This window comes from Opitutus sp. ER46, from assembly GCF_003054705.1.
Taxonomy (GTDB): Bacteria; Verrucomicrobiota; Verrucomicrobiia; order Opitutales; family Opitutaceae; genus ER46.
The window spans coordinates 193,345-210,101 of the sequence record NZ_QAYX01000019.1; the positions used below are offsets into that span (position 1 = coordinate 193,345).

The window sequence follows — 16,757 nt, forward strand, 5'->3', positions numbered from 1 at the left end:
CATGGAACTCCCCGCCGAATCCGTCCTGCTGCGCATCTTCATCGGTGAATCCGACCGCTACGAAGGCCACCCGCTGCATGAGGCGATCGTGCTGAAGGCGCGCGCCCAGCACCTGGCCGGCGCCACCGTGCTGCGCGGCCCGATCGGATTCGGCCGCTCGAGCCGGCTGCACACCAGCAAGATCCTGCGGCTCTCCGTCGACCTGCCCCTCGTCATCGAGATCGTCGACGAGGAGGCGAAGATCAACGCGTTCCTCCCCGTGCTCGAGCCGATGATGAGCGGCGGTCTCGTGACCACGGAGAAGGTCCGGGTCATCCAGTACCGCGCCAGCGCCCGCGCCTCAACCGCGAGCGGACCGGACGCGACCTAGCCCGCGTTACTTCGCGGACTTCGCGGGCAGCGGCGATTCGGGCGGCGGACGCAGGCCCTGGGCACGCGCTTTGCGATTCGCGAGATAGTTCAGCAGGTACGTATCCGGCGCGGCGGTCTTCCAGGCGGTCGCCCACATCGCGCCGAGCATTTCCCCGCCGACGACGAGCTGGCCGGTGACGAAACGGCGGCCCTCGTCAGTGATCGGCTGCTCGTGGTGGCCGAGCTTGCCGGCTTTCTCGAGCGCATAGAGCGGCTCGACCTGCGCGTTCTGCGCGGTGACGTACTCCATGAACTTCACGAACATCGGGTCGCGGCCGTCCTCGCGGGGCGCCAGCGAAATGGGCAGCGACGTCTCCACCTGCGGGAGCAGGTCCGTCAGCTTGATCCCCGCCTTGGCCAGGAATCCGCCGTCCATCCAGGAGTGGATCCCGCGCCACGTCGTGTAGCCCTTGGGATTCGGGCCGACCCAGCCGTGGTGATGCGCGGTGGCGTGCAGCGGCTGCGAGCAGTCGCCGACATAGTGGCCCATGACGCCCATGATGTAGAGGATGTTGGCCTGGGCCTGGGCAACCTCCTCGGGCGTGCCGCGCTCCTCGTAGGCGCGCAGGTAGGAGAACGCGGAACGGAGCTGGCCGAACATCTCGGTGGCCTGCCAGGGCGCGAAGCCCGGCCACTCCTGCGAGTGCTCCTTGTTTCGCTTCGGATCGATCGGTTCGAAGTGGGCGATGTTCTTGGCCCGCGCCGCGGCGAACGTCGTGACGAAGTCGTAGCGGAACGACGGCACCTTCGCCGGGTCCAGCCCGGCTTCGGCCAACTGCTCGTAGTCGAGATAGTGATTCGTGCCGTTCACCTGCTGCAGCGGCAGGTCATCGGCCGCATTGCGCCAGCGATCGGGCTCGCCGGCCAGGAAAAGGATGCGCTCGGTATTGGCCGGGGCGCGGACGAAAGCGGGAAAGTCCTTGGGGAGGGACGCGAGCGCCACGCCGTTGATCAGACGGTGGCCTTCATAGTCCCACGCCTGCACGGCGGGGGTGAGCAGCGCCGCCAGACCAGCGGCAAGCAGCAACGAACGGAGTTTGTTCATGATGAGTGGGACGCGCCGGAGCGCGCGGAGGTTTTGGTTGGGCCTTGGGAAATCCGGTTGAGCTGGTCGGCGTACGCGCGCACGCCGGCGCGCAAAGCCTCGGCGATCTGCTGGCGGTACGCGGGGGTTGCGATCTTGCGCGCCTCGACATCGCTCGAGAGGAAGCCGCACTCGACGAGCGCGCCCGGGCAGCGCAACGAGCGCAGCACGCCCGCGTGCATCAGCTTCTTGCCGCGGTCCGAGGCCTTGAGGTCGCGCACGAACGGGCGGTGCAGCGCGTGTGCGAGCATCGCGTTCCAGTAGTCGTAGACATTGCCCGGCTCCGGTTGCCGCTCGGTATCGTCCTTTTCTCCCGGCATCCACGCCTGCGTGGAACGCTGGTGCTGCGGCGCGAAGGTGAAGATCTCGACGCCCGAGGTCCGCCGGTCGCGGTCCAGCGCATTGTAGTGAATGCTGATGAACAGGTCGGCGCCGGCCGCGCTCGCCGCCGCGGGCCGGTCCGGGAGTTCCAGGAAGCGGTCGTCGTCCCGCGTGAGCACGACGCGATAGCCGTCGGCCTCGAGCAGCTGTTTCAGGCGGCGCGCGGTGTCGAGCGTCAGCGACTTCTCGTTCACCTTGAGCGCGTCGTTGACCTTGCCGTGGTCGCGACCGCCATGCCCGGGATCGAGGGCGATCACCTTCGGCGGACGCAGCCGGGGCACGCCCACGCCCGGCCGCAGCAGGGGCGCGAGGCAGCGTTCGAAATCGATGCGGCTGACGTACAGCTTGCCGCGCGAGAGCGCGCTCGGATTGCCGAGAAACACGCGCAGCCCATTGACCTGGATATCACGCGTATCCGCTTCGATCACGGCGGACGTGCCCGCCCCGGTCAGGGTCAGCACGCGCCCGCGCTCGCTGGCGGCGACCTTCAGGCCGAGGCGCGCCGCAGCCTGGTCAAGCCGCACGTAGTCGGTGCCGCCAAGACGGACCGTGGCGCCGCTGATCGTGCGCAGATCGACGGATGTCCCGGGCCGGGCCGGGGCCACGCGGCTGGAGGCGTTTTCCGCGTCCAGTCGCACGGAGCTCGCGCAGGCAAGCGCGAGCAGCACGAGGCCACGAAAAGCCGCCGAAGCCATGGCGGCGAAACCTCAGGCGGTCGGCTGCGAACCGGACGTCTCGTTGTCCTCGGTGTCGCGAATCGGCTCGTCCTCTTCGACTTCCTCGTCGACGCCAGGGCGGAAGAACTTGGGCTTGCGCTTGTTCACCGGGAGCGGCGTCAGCATGACATTGATGTTGCGCCCGATGAGCTTCGGCTCGGAGTCCGCGGTGCCCATGCCGGCGAGGTCGGCGACGGCGCGCTTCATGACGTTGAAGCCGATTTCGGTGTGCGCCATTTCGCGACCGCGGAACTTGAGGCGCATCTTCACCTTGTTGCCGTTGCTCAGGAACTGCTCGCCGTGGCGGAGCTTGGTCTCGTAGTCGTGCTGCTCGATGCGCGCGGTAAACTCGATTTCCTTGATCTTCGAGCCGGTCGCCTTCGCGTGTGAGTGCTTCTTCTGCTCCTCGTACACGTACTTGCCGAAATCGATGATGCGGCACACCGGCGGGTTCGCGTTGGGCGCGAACTCGACCAGGTCAAGGCCGACCTCGAGGGCAAGATTGATGGCTTTCGGCGTGTCCATGATCCCGAGCTGCTTACCCTCGGGGGAAATCACACGCACCTGGGGAACCTTGATACGATGGTTGCGGCGGATCGCCGCGAACGGGTCGGTATTACGACGCTGGAAATGGCCAGGGCGGTTGCCGCCGGCGGAGGGAAACGAAGTAGCCATCAATGAGAGTTCGCTGTGGTATCGGTGTCGGGTTGGCTTCTCGCCGGTAAACTAGACGGGAGCAAGGAGGTTTTTGCAGGGCGGACCTGGAGGAGGCGACGAAGAATTGCGGGGTTAAGGAAGTTGCGGGACCAAACGATCCTCAGGACCGAAGGCTTTGCAACTCTTTAGGCATTAGGATTTTCCCAGTCCTGAATTCCGATGGCCCAACACCCGGGCAACAAAGCGGCGGGGTTCCGGGGCTTCAGACGCTGAAGCTCTCACCACAGGAGCAGCTCGCCTTGGCATTGGGATTGGTGAACTTGAACCCGCCGCCAATCATCGCGTTGGAGTAATCCAAGTGTGTGCCCTTCAGGTACAAAGCACTCTTGCTATCCACCAGGACGGACACGCCGGCCGTAAGCACGACAAGGTCTCCGCGGCGGGGCTCGGGCACGAACTTCATCTTGTAGCTGAGCCCGTTGCAGCCACCGCCGGTGATCGCGATGCGCAGGTGGTTGCCCTGGTTCTCCCGCGCGATGAGGGCACGCGCCTTGATGCCTGCGGCCTCGGTCAATTGGATCAGGTTCTCGTTGCCCAGTCGCACGCCTTCCGGGAGCGGAGGGGTGGACGGAGTCGCGGCGGCAGCGGGAAGGAGGGCGGAATCGGACATGGTGTTCGCGTCAATCAAGGCAGCAGGTGGGCGCCCGCAAGGAGCAGCGGTTTTTCCGAAAGGCAATGGCGGCGCTGACGCGCGGTGCGCCCCGCCCGGCTCCGCCGCGAAGCCATCACGCGGAGCGTCGCGCCGCGCGCGTCGCAATCAGCCGGCGCGCAACCTGGACCGCGTTGGCAAAACTCGTCGGCCGCGCCTCGCCTTTGCCGGCGATCCCGAACGCGGTGCCGTGATCCGGGCTCGTGCGCACGTGCGCCAGGCCGAGGGTGACGTTCACGGCCTCGTCGAACTCGACCGTCTTCAGCGGCGCGAGGCCCTGGTCGTGATACAACGCGATCACCACATCGAATTCGCCGCGCAGTTGTCGCGCGAAGAGCGTGTCGCCCGGCTCGCAGCGCGACAGCCCCGGGAACGTCGGACGCAAATGGTCCAGTGCGGGATTGATCAGGTCACGCTCCTCCGTGCCGAGGAGGCCCGCCTCGCCGGCGTGCGGGTTCAGTCCGCAGACCCCGATGCGCGGCGGCGTCAGGATGGCGCCGGCCTGCGCCCATTCGGGCTGCGAACGCAGCGGCGGCAGCGCCGACGCGGGCGGCGCAAACACGCGCGCCAGTTCATCCGCGGCGGCAACCGTCCGGTGCAGCAGGTGCGGGCCGAGCAGCCGCGGCACGTGATGCAGCGGCACGTGCCAGGTCGCGAGCACCACGCGGAGCCGGCCGCCGCAGAACGCCATCACCGGCTCACCGCCCCAGCGCGCGGCGAAAAATTCCGTCTGGCCCGGGAAACTGTACCCGATGCGTGCCAGCCACTCCTTGCTCACGGGGCCCGTTACCGTCCCGGAGAACTCGCCCTCGCGGCAGCCGCTCGCCGCGCGCTCGAGCGCCGCCCACGCAACGAGCGCGCCTTCACCGCTCGGCTTGCCCGGCGTCGCCACGAAGCCCTCCAACCCGACCGGCACCTTCGTCGCCGGTGTATCCAGTTTTTCCAGCCACGACGCGGGCCCGATCAGCGCCACGTCCGCGGCTTCATCCGGATGCGTGGCCAGCCACGCCGCGATGACTTCGGGACCAATGCCGGCCGGATCGCCGCAGGTGAATGCGAGTTTGGGAGACATGTTGGTTGCGCCCGGATGCAGCCGGCGGCGGGGGTGAAGGCACCGACCGGAGCTGGGCAGGAGGTTTGGGGATTACCGCCCGGACGGGCGGCGGAGAAAGAAGGAAAGCGGGACCATGGGGCGGAGACCGCGAACGCGCCGGAGAAAGGAAGCACGCCGCTCAGGCCGACTCCTCCCCTTCCGGGCAGCCGGCCCGCCGCGCGCGGGCGAAGCCACGTTTGCCGCCCGCGAAGAACTCCAGGAAACGCCGCGCCTCGACGGACTGAAAGGCGCCCGACGCCAGTCGCTCCGCAGCCACGGTGCGGATGTTGCCCGGGGTAAAATACACGTCGTGGAACGCGGCCTTGAGCTCCGCGATCGCCGCCCGGCTGAACCCGCGACGCTTCAGGCCGACGACATTGAACCCGATGATATCGTCGCGCTCCGCCACCATCGTGTAGTGCGGCACGTCGCGCGTGATCGCCGCGTGCCCCGCGACCATCACGCCCTCGCCGATGCGGCAGAACTGGTGCATCGCCGCCGCGCCCCCCACAAACGTGAAGTCGCCCACCTGCGCATGCCCCGCCAGCAGGGCGGCGTTGGCCAGCACGACCTTGCGACCCACGGCGCAATCGTGCGCGACGTGGCTCGAGGCCATGAGAAAACACTCCTCGCCGATCTGCGTGGCTTTGCCCTCGTAGATCGAGCGGTTCACTGTCACGTGCTCCCGGATCACCGTCCCCGCCCCAATGCGCACGTAGGTCGGAAGCGCCCGATTGAAGCCGAGATACTGCGGATCACCGCCAATCACCGCAAAGGGATGCACGACGACGCGATCGCCAAGCACCGCGTGCCGCGTGATGATCGCATGCGCCATGATCTCGCACTCGGCGCCAAGCTGCGCGCCGGGTTCAACGATGGCTGTCGGATGAATCATGGGGCGGGGATCCCACACACCAAATGCCGGGACGCCAAAGCAAATCCTCGCGGCTCACCGACCTTTGCGCCCGCCCAGATCGCGCGCGCCCGGAAGATCCAGCTGCGTATCTTTCAGGAGGTCGTAGTTCTTCAAGATGCGCATCACCTGCAGGGTGTCGCTCTTCGCGTAGTTCTGGTTGATCTCAATCTTCTCGATCAGGTCCAGCAGCATGGCGCGAAACGAGATGATCGCATCGACGCCGCGCGTCTTCAGCATCTCCACACTCTGCGACCGGAACGGCTCCGCGGTCGGCAGGCTGGGCAACACCAGAATCTTGGTCAGATCGCCCGCCGGGTCCTCCGGCGTATCCGCCGGGAAAAACCGCGCGACCTGTTTCACCACCGTGTCCTCGAGAAACCGGAAGACCTCCGGGCTGCCCTTGAGCACCGCCGGCGTGAAGACGCCGGTATGCCACGGCTTCACCGAGATCACCGCCTTGTGGACGTAGGCGAGCTCGTTCGAGAAGAGGAAGAAATCCGGTTTGCGGGCGCCGCGCTGCCACGCCGGGTTGTACACGATGAGATCGATCTCCTCGTCGGCCGCCTTGCGGCGGGCCTGCACCTGATACTTCCGCGCCTGCCGGACCAGGAAGCCGTTTTGTTCAAAATACTCGCGGACAATGCCTTCGTCGATGGCGGACATGGCGCGGCCATGATTCACGAGCGCTGCCGCCTAATCGAGACGGAAATCGGCGCTGCGCCTGACTCCGTCCCCTCTTCTTCGTCCCGTTCAGCTTTCAGTCTTCAGCTTTCAGCATTCCCCTTCGGCCTTGCTCCGACTCCGGCGAGCTGTTGCCTTGGACGGTCCAGTTTTCGTGACCAATCCGCACCCCATCGCTGTAATCGACGGAATGCTCTGCCGGCTCAGCCTGCGAGGCAACGCGCTGGCCAAGCATGCGCCGCTCGCCACCGCCGTCATGGAATTCCATCACGGCTCCGACCGCATCTACGTGCGCGAACATCCGTACGGGCTCCTTCCAGGGGTCACCAACCTTTACAGCGTCGACTCCGATTTCCGCCTGCTCTGGCTGGCCGAATGGCCCGCCAGCGAGCCGCCCTGCGCCAAGATCGTGGCAGAAACCGCCGCCGAACTGGTCGTGGAGTCGCTCACGGGGTCCACGTTGCGTTTCGATGTCACTGACGGCCGCCTCCTTTCCTGCACGGCCGGCGCCAAACCGTCCGCCGTGGCATCTCCCGAGGGTCAGCCGGCCAACGCGCGATAGACCAGGAATCCGCTGACGGCCGCCATCGCCGCCACCAGCGAGACCACCGCGCCACGCGATCCCGGCGACGCCGCGCGCCAGTGATCACGGGCCAACCGCCAGATCCGCCGCCCCCGCACCTCCAGCGCGTCCATCAGCCGGGCGATCGTCTTCGACTCGCCGGCCAGCAACGCCCCGCCCGCGACGATGAACAGAACCGCCGGCCCCGGAAACAACACCTCAACCAAGCCGAGCAACAGCAACGCCACCGCCGCCACGATCTTCAGCACGCGTTTGCCCATGCTCCGGCCGCCCTCACGTCGGTTGCGTTCAAAGCGGTCCTGGAAGCGGCGCCCCGGCTTGCCGTGCTTCAATTCGCCCCAGGATCGATGGAGTCGCGAACGCAGTGACATTCTCCCGCTGACCTAGCCCGGGGCCCTTCGTTCGGCGCGCGGATTCCACGGACGCTCCGGCGTCCTCACGCCGTGGTCCGCAGTCACCCCGAGGCGCCCCCGGTGGGTCCACCTACCCCCGGTCCCGTTGCCAACCCCATATCCAGTCCACCAGCCCCGTGCGAAAGTCGTCGGTTGTGAACCTACGACGGACAGCGACCTGCCTGTACCTCGCGCCGCTGCTGGCGCTGGGAGGCGTGAGCTGTCTGCACGCCGGCGCCATCCCGTATATCGTTCCGCCGGAGACGCCGCAGACGTTTTCACCAACCCGCCCCTCCAGTATCGCCGCCCCATCCATCCTCGTTTCGATCCCGAAGTACGAACTCAGCGACGCCGATCGGCAGACCATCGCCGCGTGCCTCATTCTCGAGGCCGCCTCCCAGGGCGACTTCGGCATGCGCGCCGTGATGTCCGTCATCCGCAACCGCGCGCGCGAGTTACCCGAGCTCTTCGTGCCCACCGTGATGAAGGGAAAGCAGTTCAGCGCCCTCAACAGCGTCACCTCGGGACGCGAGTCGCTCCGCCGGCTGGTCGCCCGCGCCCAGCGCGATCGCATGTGGCCCGTCGCGCTGCGGATCGTGGATGAGGCCGCGGGACCCAAGTGGCACGACCCAACCGGCGGCGCCACCCACTACACCCGCACCGGCGAACGCACGACCTGGACGCGTTCCCTGGCCCGCACCACTACGATCGGCCGCCACGCGTTTTACCGCTAAGGCTCAGACAACTTCGCTCGTGTGCGGGGCGTAGCGGCCCATGTACTCGGCCTCGGCGATCACATGCCCCTCCATCGCGCGCTCCAGTTGCGCCCGGTCAATCCCAGGCTCCCGGTCCACACGCTGGTCCAGGGCATGGAGACGGAAGAAGTAGCGGTGTTCGCGGTCGGGCGGCTGGGGCCCCCCGTACCGCGTGTCGCCCCAACTGTTCCTCCCCTGTCGGCCGTGCGTCGGCACGGTGTTCTCGTCGACCCGCGTGACCCGTGGATCGATGTCGTAGACCACCCAATGCGTGAAGAGTCCGCTCGGCGCGTCGGGATCATCCACGATCAGCACCAAGCTCACCGCCCCGCGGGGCACGTCCGCGAACGCCATGCCCGGGCTGCGATTGCCGCCCCGTTTCGAGTACTGCGCGGGAATCACACCCCCCGACGCAAAGGCGTTGACCACGATCTTCATGTTACCCCTTGTCCCGGCATCCGTACGCCAGGCATCCGCCCTCGCAGTGAAGGCGGACGCCGATTTGAATTCTGTGACCGCCAGTCGGGCCCGGCTCAATGTCGGCCCGCGGCCTCGACAAAGTGCGCCCGGACGTCCTCGGCCGGCTGGTTGACCAGGTCCTTGCTGATGGTGCGCCGCAACTGCGTGCGAACCTTCGGCGACAACTGCTCCACCACCGCGCTTCTGAACTCGGGGGCGCCGGCGAAGTCCCACGTCGCGCCGCCGCGCGAGGCAAAGAACGCCTCGATCTCCGCGGCCACATCCCGCACCCGGCGGCGGTTCTCTTCGCGCTGCATCGGCAGCCGCTCGTCGATGGACATGCCGGTGCGCGCGACGGCTGCGCCCGGGGCGCCCGTTGCCGCCGCCTGGTGCTTCGATCCCTGGAAGCGACCGGCCATCGCGGTATCGCGAGCATTGTAGCTCTGCCGCCCCGCCGGGAAGTCCATCGCTTCAACCTGCTGCAGCCCCGGCATCCGTTGTCCTGGTTCGTTGCGTTCGAGGTAGACCCGCAGGTGGCCGTTATCCGCCGTGACGAAGTAGTGTTCGCTCATGATTTAGTCGAATGACAGGGTGACGTTGATGTTGCCGCGGACGGCCTTGGAGTACGGGCACGTCTGGTGGGCGAGGTTCATGATATGCTGCGCCTCCGCTTCCTTCACACCCGGCATGGCGGCACGCAGCTCGACGCTGAGACTATACCCCCCTCGGTCGTCTTCCTCAAGGTGTGCCCTCGCAACCAGTGTCACTCCTTTCAGTTCGACATGGGCCTTGCGCGCGGCGTTCTCCAGCGCGCCAAGATAACAGGCACCGTAGGCGCCCGCGAACAGGTGCTCCGGGGTGACGCTGCCCGGCTGGCCGTCGGTCGCTAGTTGCACCCGGAAATCGCCGTCCGGCGCCTCGACGGTCCCATCCCGGCCGCCCTGCGCCATCATTTCCGCCACGTGAATGGTTTTCATGGAAGCGAGCGGGTCAGAGGTTCTCGCCAGCCGGCGTGCGCCGGGCCGGGTTGGGTTTCGGTTCGACCAGGCCGTCGAGCCGTTTCTCTGCCTCGTTCAGGTCCATGTGGCGCGGTTTCGCGGGCGGAGCCGACCTGGGGGTGCGTTCACGCTGGGCAAACTCGTCCCGGAGCTGCCGTTCGGCGTCGAGCCAGTGTTCGAGATCCCGCCCTCCCGGGCTCCCGCGCTCCATCCAGAGTCGGCGGGCGCGTTCGGCGATCTGTTCGCGGGCAAGTTCGGGACGAGGCGGGTGGGCGGTGTTGTCAGGCGTCGCGTTCTCCATGCGCGCTGCACCGACCCAGCACCTCGGACCACGTTCCGCCCGGCGCAGAAATTGCGCGCCACCGTTGCGCGGGGCCTCTTTCGGGCGGCGCCAGGCAACTCCACGTCAGCCAACTTCCACCGCGTCTGGACGATCGGTAGGTGACAGTTGGCTTTTGGAAGATTTTGAGCAAAATCCGCCTGCAAACGCGCAAACGACGCGGAGGCGTCGTCTGCATTGTCGAATAAAGTACGCCAAGTTAACCCCCTCGCCGCGAAACCCTCCCCCTAATCGCGGTTCTCTAACCCAGAGACTCGGTTCATGAAAGACTACGCCTCTTCAGACCTGAGAAACTTCGCTGTGCTGGGCCATGCGTCCGCCGGAAAGACGATGCTCGCCGAGGCCATGATGGCCTGTTCGGGACGCATCGGCCGGATGGGCTCAATCGCCGCCGGCACCACGGTTTCCGACTATCACGATAGCGAGCGCAAGCACCAGATTTCGGTGCATGCCTCGCTCCTCCACACGGAATGGATGGAGAAGAAGTTCAACATCCTCGATTGCCCGGGCTACACCGACTTCATCAGCGAAGGTCTCGGTGCGATGCGCGTCGGCGACTTCGCCGTGATCGTGATCAACGCCGCCCATGGCATCGGCATCGGCACCGACGCCTCCTGGGACTACGCCACCCATTTTGGCCTGCCGAAGATCGTCGTGATCAACGGGCTCGATAAGCCCAACGTCAGCTTCGACGACATCGTCGCCGATACCCGCGCCCACTTTGGCAAGAACGTGTTCCCGATGACGATCCCGCTCAACGTCGGGCCCGGCTTCAGCCACACGCTCGACGTCCTGCGCAACGAGCTCGTGACGTACACTCCCGGTGGCACCGGCAAGTACACGGAGACACCACCCGGCGCCCTTTCCGAACGCGTCGAACAGCTCCATCGCGAGCTCATCGAGTTCGTCGCCGAATCGGACGACAGCCTGATGGAGAAGTTCTTCGAGAAAGGCGTCCTGGCGGAGGAGGAGCTACGGGCCGGCCTGCACAAGACCATCCAAAACCAGGTTTTCGTCCCCCTCTTCGCGGTGTCCGCCGAGACCAACGTCGGCGTAGCCCGCCTGATGGACTTCATGGCAAAATACGGCTCCTCGCCACTCGATCGTGCCGAGGTGCCAGCCAAAGATGCGAGTGGAGTAGCCGGCTCGGTGCAGCTTTCGCAGCCCGAGCCGGTCGTGTATGTGTTCAAGACGATGAACGAGCCCGGCGTCGGCGAGCTGTCGCTGTTCCGGCTGTTCTCGGGCACCCTCAAGTCAGGCGACGAGCTTCGCAACACCACCCGCGATCTCAGCGAGCGCGTCGGCCAGCTCTACCTCCTCAATGGGCGCGAGCGCATCCCGGTTCCCCTCCTCCGCGCCGGCGACCTCGGCGCCGCCGTCAAGCTGCGCGACACCCACACCGGCGACACCCTCTGCGCGCCGAAGTACCAGGTCGTGCTGCCCAAGGTCGAATACCCACGGCCCAACATCCACGCCGCCCTCCGCCTGCGTTCAAAGGGCGATGAGGACAAGCTCGCCGTGGGTCTCGCCACGCTCCATCAGGAAGACCCGACCTTCCACTACCGCGTCGACGAGGAGGTGCACCAGACCATCGTCTCCGGCCAGGGCGAAATCCATCTGCAGGTCATCGTCGAACGCCTCGCCCGCCGCTTCGGCGTCACCGTCGACCTGGAGGAACCGCATATTCCCTATCGCGAAACCATTCGCGGCCGCGGCGACTCCCGCTACCGGCACAAGAAGCAGACCGGTGGTGCGGGCCAGTTCGCCGAAGTGTGGCTGCGCGTCGAACCAGGTCCCCGCGACACCGGCGTCGAATTCAAGCAGTCCCTCGTCGGCACCAACGTCGATCGCGTGTTCGTCCCCTCCGTCGAGAAGGGCGTCCAGACCGCCTGCAAGGAGGGCATCTACGCCGGCTTCCGCGTCACCGACGTCAAAGCCGAGTTCTACGACGGCAAGATGCACCCGGTGGACTCAAAGGATATCGCCTTCCAGGTCGCCGGCTACCACGCCTTCAAGGAGGCCTTCCAGGCCGCCAGCCCGTGTCTGCTCGAGCCCATCTACACCGTGGCCGTGACCGTGCCCGAGGACTTCGTGGGCGCCGTGCTCGGTGATCTCTCCTCCCGCCGCGGCCAGATCATGGGCGTCGAGAGCGACGGCCATTTCCAGATCATCCGCGCCAAGGTGCCGCAGAAGGATCTGTACCACTACAGCACGGTCGTCCGCTCGCTCACCAGCGGTCGCGGACGCCACGCCGAAGAATTCAGTCATTACGCCGAAGTACCGGCGGAGTACGTTCAGAAAATCCTCGCCGAACGGGCCAAGCGCAACGGTCCCGTCGCCGTCGAGAAGTGAACGCCTCCGTGGCCTAAACCGGAACCACTCCAATGCACTAGTCAGCCCCAGTCTCGCCGCTGCGCACGCGTCCGCGTCCGCTCCAGCGCTACTCGTCATATTTTCCTCCCCCCAAAACCCATGATGACGACCTGGAAAATCGAAATCACCGAGCCGCACAGCGGCGAACTCGGCGAAGCCGTGCTCCACGAGGACCACGGCTTTGCTTTTGAAGAATACACCTACGAAACCGGACACCGCATGGATGTGGCCGTACATGATGTCCACGACCCCCACTGGCACATCTTCACCGACCTCGATTCCGGCCACCGGATCAAGATCCCGCCTGAGAAATACCGCATGATTTCTGGCGAACCCGTCCCGGCTCCCATGCCGCTGGCGAGTTCCGCCCCCTGACACAACCGACGGCCTCGTGGCGCGTTGTCCACGAACCGTCTGGTTTTGGCCGACACGGGTTCTTGGTCTTCCCGTTCCGGCCCAACGCCAGGCAGTCCGACCGCAGTCAGGATGGGCATGGCTCACCCCCGCCCCGCCCATCCTGTTTCCGGCCGACGCTGCCTGGTTTTTGTTTTTGCGCGTCACGACCGCGCGCCCGTCGCTTCCAGCAGGCAATGATCTGGTCGCGTTGTGACATGGCGTTCTGGTGCTCGACTGACGTGGGTTCGTGATACCGCGGCCCGGAAGGTTGGGACGGCACGGAGGCGCCTCGGACGTCGGCCAACGGCCAGCCTCACGAGCCAGGGTACCGCAACGAAGCGGGCGCCACCAGCGAGCCACTTCCCATTCCCGCATGCGGCGACGGCGGACACTCCCCGGCGCAAAAGCGCAGCCCGGCGGAGGAACGAACCCGGAGCGTACGTTCCGCGCCGGCCCGATGGCGGGAGCACCCGCGCGGTCGTAGGTTGGCGTATGAAACCGCGAAGCTCCCCGCCCGGCACGGGCATCAAACCACCCACCCACGAACAAATCGCCGCCCTCGCCCACGAGCTCTGGCGCGAGCGGGGTTGCCCCGAGGGCAGCGACATCGACATCTGGCTCGAAGCCGAACGCCAGCTCGCCGGTGCTCCGCCCGCCCAACCGGCCGCCCGCGATCCGATCCCGGCCGACATGGCCAACACCGATCCGGACACTGATCCCGCCCTGAACTCCCGGATCGAGCGCGAGCTCCGGCCCATCGGTCGCATGGGCCCGCCGCGCAGCTCCAGCTCGTTCAATATCTAGCGTCTCGGCCGCAGCCCTGACTACATGCCCGCGCGGGGCCAAATCGAAATAACACGCCAAATCTGGCGCGTTATCGCCGGTAACACGCCAGATTTGGCGTGTTATCTCGATAATCGACCCGTACTGCGCAGTCCCTTCGGCCCCGTCGCATGGACGATCTCCAGGCCGTTCCGCGTCACCACCAGCGAGCGCGGCCGCCCCCCGGGTCTCCGCCCCGCGGCACTTTTCCCATGCCCGCGGCTGCACCCGACCCCATGGCACGACCTCTCCCCGGAGCATAGAGTCGGGCAACCTCATCGCATCTCCCTTTATGAAAACCATCGACCTGATGCTGCGCCGCCATCCCCGCGGCGAGTTCCAACATACTTCCGATTACGTCGACGCCCTCGATGCCCTCGAGTCCTGCGCCGCCACGTGCACCGCGTGCGCGGACGCCTGCCTCGGCGAACCCGAGCATCTCGACCGGCTCCGCCGCTGCATCAGTACCAACCTCGACTGCGCCGACGTCTGCAACGCCGCCGCCCGCGTCCTCACCCGCCAGACCGAGACGCCCAACGAGCTCGTCCACGCCCAGCTCCACGCGTGCATCCTCGCCTGCCAGCTTTGCGCCGAGGAATGCGAGCGCCACGCCGACATGCACGACCACTGCCGCGTCTGCGCCGAGACCTGCCGCCACTGCCAGGAACGCTGCAACTTCCTCCTCGGCGAGATCAGCTCCTCCGGCATGGCCGACGCCTCCGCGCCCGACGAGAGTCCCGCGATGTCCTGAGTGAGGTGCGGCCGGCCGCGCTCGCCAGGCGAGCCTGTCGCCCCGGCGACGGCTGCGCTTTCGCAAGGAACCCACCCAGCGGCGATTGGTCGCTGGGCGGCACGTCCGGGTGACAACCCGGGCGTGTCGCCCATGGAAGGTTCTCTCCCCACCCCGCTCTCCTGCCGCGTCTGTGGCTGCGCCCACCGCGCGGTGCATCTTCGCCCCGGCGAGCGCGCGTTGTGTGTCCGCTGCGGCAGCCGCTTGGCCGCCCGTCCGCCGCAACCCCAAGCCGCCCTGGCCCTGACGATCACCGCACTGATCTTCGCGGTGCCCGCGCTCCGGCTTCCGCTCGTCACCGTCGACAAATTCGGTGCCGAGCACGCCAGCTACGTGTGGTCCGGCATCACCGCGCTCTGGCACAACGGCATGCCTCTCCTCTCGGTCTGGGTCGCCCTCTGCGGCGTGGTCGTGCCGTGCACCGTCCTGGCTTCGCTCCTGATGCTCGTCAGCGCCGCGCGCCCCCGGCCCAGCGGTCGTGTCGGCGTCCTCTCCGCCGGGTTCGTCGCCGCCCTGCAGCGCTGGTCCATGCCCGAGGTCCAGATTCTGGCGATCCTCGTCGCCTTCGTGAAGATCGGCGCCGTTGTGCAGGTGCGGCCGGGCCCCGGCCTGTGGTGCTATGCGGGCATGAGCTGGGCGATGTTGCTCGCCTGGCGGCGCATGGAGGGCGCCCGCACATGAACGCCCCACCCGCCCGCCCCGCGCGCATCCACCGGCGCGATCACGCGCGCGCCGCCGCGTTCACGCTCGCCGCCACGATCATGCTCGTCCCGGCCAACGTGCTCCCGGTCTTCACTACGATCATTCCCGGCCGCTCGCGCACCGACACCATCATGTCCGGCATCGTCGGACTCTGCGAGGACGGCTCCTGGGCGATCGCCGCCATCGTCTTCGCCGCGAGCATCCTGGTGCCCATGCTCAAGATTGCCGGCATCGCCACGCTCCTGCTCGCCGCCCGGCGCCACCCCGCCCCCGCGCGCCGCCGCGCCCTCACCCGCCTCTACGCGGTCCTCGATTTCATCGGCCGGTGGTCGATGCTCGACGTCTTCCTCGTCGCGTTCCTCTGCGGCGCCGTGCAGTTCGGCCTCCTGGCGCACATCCAGCCCCACGCCGGTTCGCTGGCCTTCGCCGCCGCCGTCGTGCTCACCATGCTCGCGACCGATGCGTTCGACCCGCGCTCGCTCTGGGACGACGCGCCCCAGCCGCAAAAGGAGCGCCCATGAGCCCCACCGCCCCGGCCCCCGCTCCCACGTCCCCGCCCGCTCCTCGCCTTTCCCGCCGGCCCGCGCTTCCGCTCGTCTGGGTCGTGCCGCTCGTCGCTCTCGCCGTCGCCGGATGGATGCTGCTTCGCCAGTTCCGCGACCACGGTCCAACGATCACCATCGAGTTCTCCCGCGGTGCCGGCGTCGAGGCCGGCAAGACTGAACTGGAACACAAGGGCGTCGCCATCGGCGTCGTCACGGCTGTCCGCCTCAAGGACGACCTCAGCGGCGTCATCCTCGACGTACGGCTCACCAAAACCGGCGCCGCCGTTGCCCGCACCGGCTCCGAGTTTTGGATTGTCCACCCGGAGGTCAGCTTCGCCGGAATCCGCGGCCTCGAAACCCTCGTATCCGGCGTGCGGCTCCAGGTCCGCCCCGGCACTGGGAAATCCGCCACGCATTTCCGCGGCCTCGACCGTCCCCCCGCCATCGACGATCCGGAGTCGGGCCGCGCCTTCGTGCTGCGCGCCAACCGTCTCGGCGGACTCAGGCCCGGCGCGCCCGTGTACTTCCGGGGCGTGAAGATCGGCCTCGTCGAAACCACGCGCCTGGCCAGCGACGCCACCGCGGCCCTGATCCGCGTCCGGATCTACACGCCGTACGTCGACCTCGTGCGCACCAACTCGCAGTTCTGGAACGTCGGCGGCATCTCGTTCCGACTCGGCTTCACCGGCGCCGAGGTGAAGTCCACCACGCTCCAGTCGCTTCTCCTCGGCGGCGTCAGCCTCGGCACGCCCGACGGCGAACTCGCCCCGCCCGCCCTCGAGGGCACCGAGTACGTGCTTCACGAGGATCCGGAGAAGGAGTGGCTGCAATGGCGCCCGCGCATTCCGATCACGCCCGTGGAGAGCACGCCCAAGACCGAACCCGCCGAGGCGCCGCAGTTGCTCGGCCAACCCGTACCGCCCGCCCCCTAACCTCCGGCAACCCGGCGCCTTC

The 16,757-nt window shown here is 67.2% G+C and carries 22 protein-coding genes; 10 read left to right on the forward strand and 12 right to left on the reverse strand.

Features of this window, described 5'->3' with window-relative positions; all coding sequences use genetic code 11:
* Position 1: 1 nt before the first annotated feature.
* Positions 2 to 370 (forward strand): DUF190 domain-containing protein, encoded by a 369-nt coding sequence (locus tag DB354_RS05840; protein WP_107834504.1) that lies wholly within the window; start codon positions 2 to 4, stop codon positions 368 to 370.
* A gap of 6 nt (positions 371 to 376) precedes the next feature.
* Here DB354_RS05840 and DB354_RS05845 read toward each other — a convergent pair whose 3' ends face one another.
* From DB354_RS05845 to DB354_RS05875, 7 genes are all read right to left on the reverse strand, one after another.
* Positions 377 to 1,456 (reverse strand): hypothetical protein, encoded by a 1,080-nt coding sequence (locus DB354_RS05845; protein ID WP_107834505.1) that lies wholly within the window; start codon positions 1,454 to 1,456, stop codon positions 377 to 379.
* Complete coding sequence (locus DB354_RS05850; RefSeq protein ID WP_107834506.1) at positions 1,453 to 2,571, reverse strand: N-acetylmuramoyl-L-alanine amidase; 1,119 nt, start codon at positions 2,569 to 2,571, stop codon at positions 1,453 to 1,455. Before DB354_RS05850 ends, DB354_RS05845 begins: the two co-directional genes overlap by 4 nt.
* A 12-nt stretch (positions 2,572 to 2,583) precedes the next feature.
* Positions 2,584 to 3,267, reverse strand: a complete 684-nt coding sequence (infC, locus tag DB354_RS05855) for a translation initiation factor IF-3 (protein ID WP_107834507.1) — start codon at positions 3,265 to 3,267, stop codon at positions 2,584 to 2,586.
* A gap of 244 nt (positions 3,268 to 3,511) precedes the next feature.
* Positions 3,512 to 3,919 carry an iron-sulfur cluster assembly accessory protein gene (locus tag DB354_RS05860; protein ID WP_107834508.1) on the reverse strand — a complete coding sequence of 136 codons (408 nt, stop codon included), beginning with the start codon at positions 3,917 to 3,919 and terminating at the stop codon, positions 3,512 to 3,514.
* A gap of 115 nt (positions 3,920 to 4,034) precedes the next feature.
* Positions 4,035 to 5,030, reverse strand: coding sequence for a 4-hydroxythreonine-4-phosphate dehydrogenase PdxA (locus tag DB354_RS05865; RefSeq protein ID WP_107834509.1), 996 nt, complete (start codon positions 5,028 to 5,030; stop codon positions 4,035 to 4,037).
* Between the two features lie 160 nt (positions 5,031 to 5,190).
* Complete coding sequence (lpxA, locus tag DB354_RS05870; RefSeq protein ID WP_107834510.1) at positions 5,191 to 5,946, reverse strand: acyl-ACP--UDP-N-acetylglucosamine O-acyltransferase; 756 nt, start codon at positions 5,944 to 5,946, stop codon at positions 5,191 to 5,193.
* Positions 5,947 to 6,000: 54 nt separating this feature from the next.
* The gene (locus tag DB354_RS05875; RefSeq protein WP_107834689.1) at positions 6,001 to 6,630 is read right to left on the reverse strand and encodes a hypothetical protein; all 630 of its coding nucleotides are present in this window, start codon (positions 6,628 to 6,630) and stop codon (positions 6,001 to 6,003) included.
* Between the two features lie 172 nt (positions 6,631 to 6,802).
* On the opposite strand from DB354_RS05875, the gene DB354_RS05880 reads away from it, so the two are divergent.
* Positions 6,803 to 7,210 (forward strand): hypothetical protein, encoded by a 408-nt coding sequence (locus tag DB354_RS05880; protein ID WP_146180124.1) that lies wholly within the window; start codon positions 6,803 to 6,805, stop codon positions 7,208 to 7,210.
* Here the strand turns inward: DB354_RS05880 and DB354_RS05885 are convergent.
* Positions 7,189 to 7,602 carry a hypothetical protein gene (locus DB354_RS05885; protein ID WP_107834512.1) on the reverse strand — a complete coding sequence of 138 codons (414 nt, stop codon included), beginning with the start codon at positions 7,600 to 7,602 and terminating at the stop codon, positions 7,189 to 7,191. The genes DB354_RS05880 and DB354_RS05885 overlap by 22 nt on opposite strands.
* A 176-nt stretch (positions 7,603 to 7,778) precedes the next feature.
* Here DB354_RS05885 and DB354_RS05890 point away from each other — a divergent pair, with 176 nt between their 5' ends.
* Positions 7,779 to 8,357 (forward strand): cell wall hydrolase, encoded by a 579-nt coding sequence (locus DB354_RS05890; RefSeq protein WP_107834513.1) that lies wholly within the window; start codon positions 7,779 to 7,781, stop codon positions 8,355 to 8,357.
* A 3-nt stretch (positions 8,358 to 8,360) separates the two neighbouring features.
* Here DB354_RS05890 and DB354_RS05895 read toward each other — a convergent pair whose 3' ends face one another.
* The 4 genes from DB354_RS05895 to DB354_RS05910 all read right to left on the reverse strand — a co-directional run bounded on the left by DB354_RS05895 (position 8,361) and on the right by DB354_RS05910 (position 10,136).
* Positions 8,361 to 8,816: a YbhB/YbcL family Raf kinase inhibitor-like protein gene (locus tag DB354_RS05895; RefSeq protein WP_107834514.1), complete on the reverse strand. Its 456-nt coding sequence runs from the start codon at positions 8,814 to 8,816 to the stop codon at positions 8,361 to 8,363.
* A gap of 95 nt (positions 8,817 to 8,911) precedes the next feature.
* A complete protein-coding gene (locus tag DB354_RS05900; protein WP_107834515.1) occupies positions 8,912 to 9,409 on the reverse strand; it encodes a host attachment protein in 498 nt (165 codons plus the stop codon).
* A gap of 3 nt (positions 9,410 to 9,412) precedes the next feature.
* The gene (locus tag DB354_RS05905; RefSeq protein WP_107834516.1) at positions 9,413 to 9,814 is read right to left on the reverse strand and encodes an Ohr family peroxiredoxin; all 402 of its coding nucleotides are present in this window, start codon (positions 9,812 to 9,814) and stop codon (positions 9,413 to 9,415) included.
* Positions 9,815 to 9,827: 13 nt separating this feature from the next.
* Positions 9,828 to 10,136: a DUF2934 domain-containing protein gene (locus DB354_RS05910; RefSeq protein ID WP_107834517.1), complete on the reverse strand. Its 309-nt coding sequence runs from the start codon at positions 10,134 to 10,136 to the stop codon at positions 9,828 to 9,830.
* Between the two features lie 300 nt (positions 10,137 to 10,436).
* Between DB354_RS05910 and DB354_RS05915 the strand changes: the two genes are divergently transcribed.
* From DB354_RS05915 to DB354_RS05945, 7 genes are all read left to right on the forward strand, one after another.
* Complete coding sequence (locus tag DB354_RS05915) at positions 10,437 to 12,527, forward strand: elongation factor G (protein WP_107834518.1); 2,091 nt, start codon at positions 10,437 to 10,439, stop codon at positions 12,525 to 12,527.
* A 120-nt stretch (positions 12,528 to 12,647) separates the two neighbouring features.
* Complete coding sequence (locus DB354_RS05920) at positions 12,648 to 12,923, forward strand: hypothetical protein (RefSeq protein WP_107834519.1); 276 nt, start codon at positions 12,648 to 12,650, stop codon at positions 12,921 to 12,923.
* Positions 12,924 to 13,436: 513 nt separating this feature from the next.
* Positions 13,437 to 13,748, forward strand: a complete 312-nt coding sequence (locus DB354_RS05925) for a DUF2934 domain-containing protein (RefSeq protein ID WP_107834520.1) — start codon at positions 13,437 to 13,439, stop codon at positions 13,746 to 13,748.
* 310 nt (positions 13,749 to 14,058) lie between these two features.
* A complete protein-coding gene (locus tag DB354_RS05930; protein ID WP_107834521.1) occupies positions 14,059 to 14,517 on the forward strand; it encodes a four-helix bundle copper-binding protein in 459 nt (152 codons plus the stop codon).
* A gap of 132 nt (positions 14,518 to 14,649) precedes the next feature.
* Positions 14,650 to 15,237 (forward strand): paraquat-inducible protein A, encoded by a 588-nt coding sequence (locus DB354_RS05935; RefSeq protein WP_146180125.1) that lies wholly within the window; start codon positions 14,650 to 14,652, stop codon positions 15,235 to 15,237.
* Positions 15,234 to 15,779, forward strand: coding sequence for a paraquat-inducible protein A (locus tag DB354_RS05940; protein WP_107834523.1), 546 nt, complete (start codon positions 15,234 to 15,236; stop codon positions 15,777 to 15,779). The genes DB354_RS05935 and DB354_RS05940 overlap by 4 nt, the downstream gene beginning before the upstream one ends.
* The gene (locus DB354_RS05945; RefSeq protein WP_107834524.1) at positions 15,776 to 16,735 is read left to right on the forward strand and encodes an MlaD family protein; all 960 of its coding nucleotides are present in this window, start codon (positions 15,776 to 15,778) and stop codon (positions 16,733 to 16,735) included. The genes DB354_RS05940 and DB354_RS05945 overlap by 4 nt, the downstream gene beginning before the upstream one ends.
* Positions 16,736 to 16,757 lie beyond the last annotated feature (22 nt).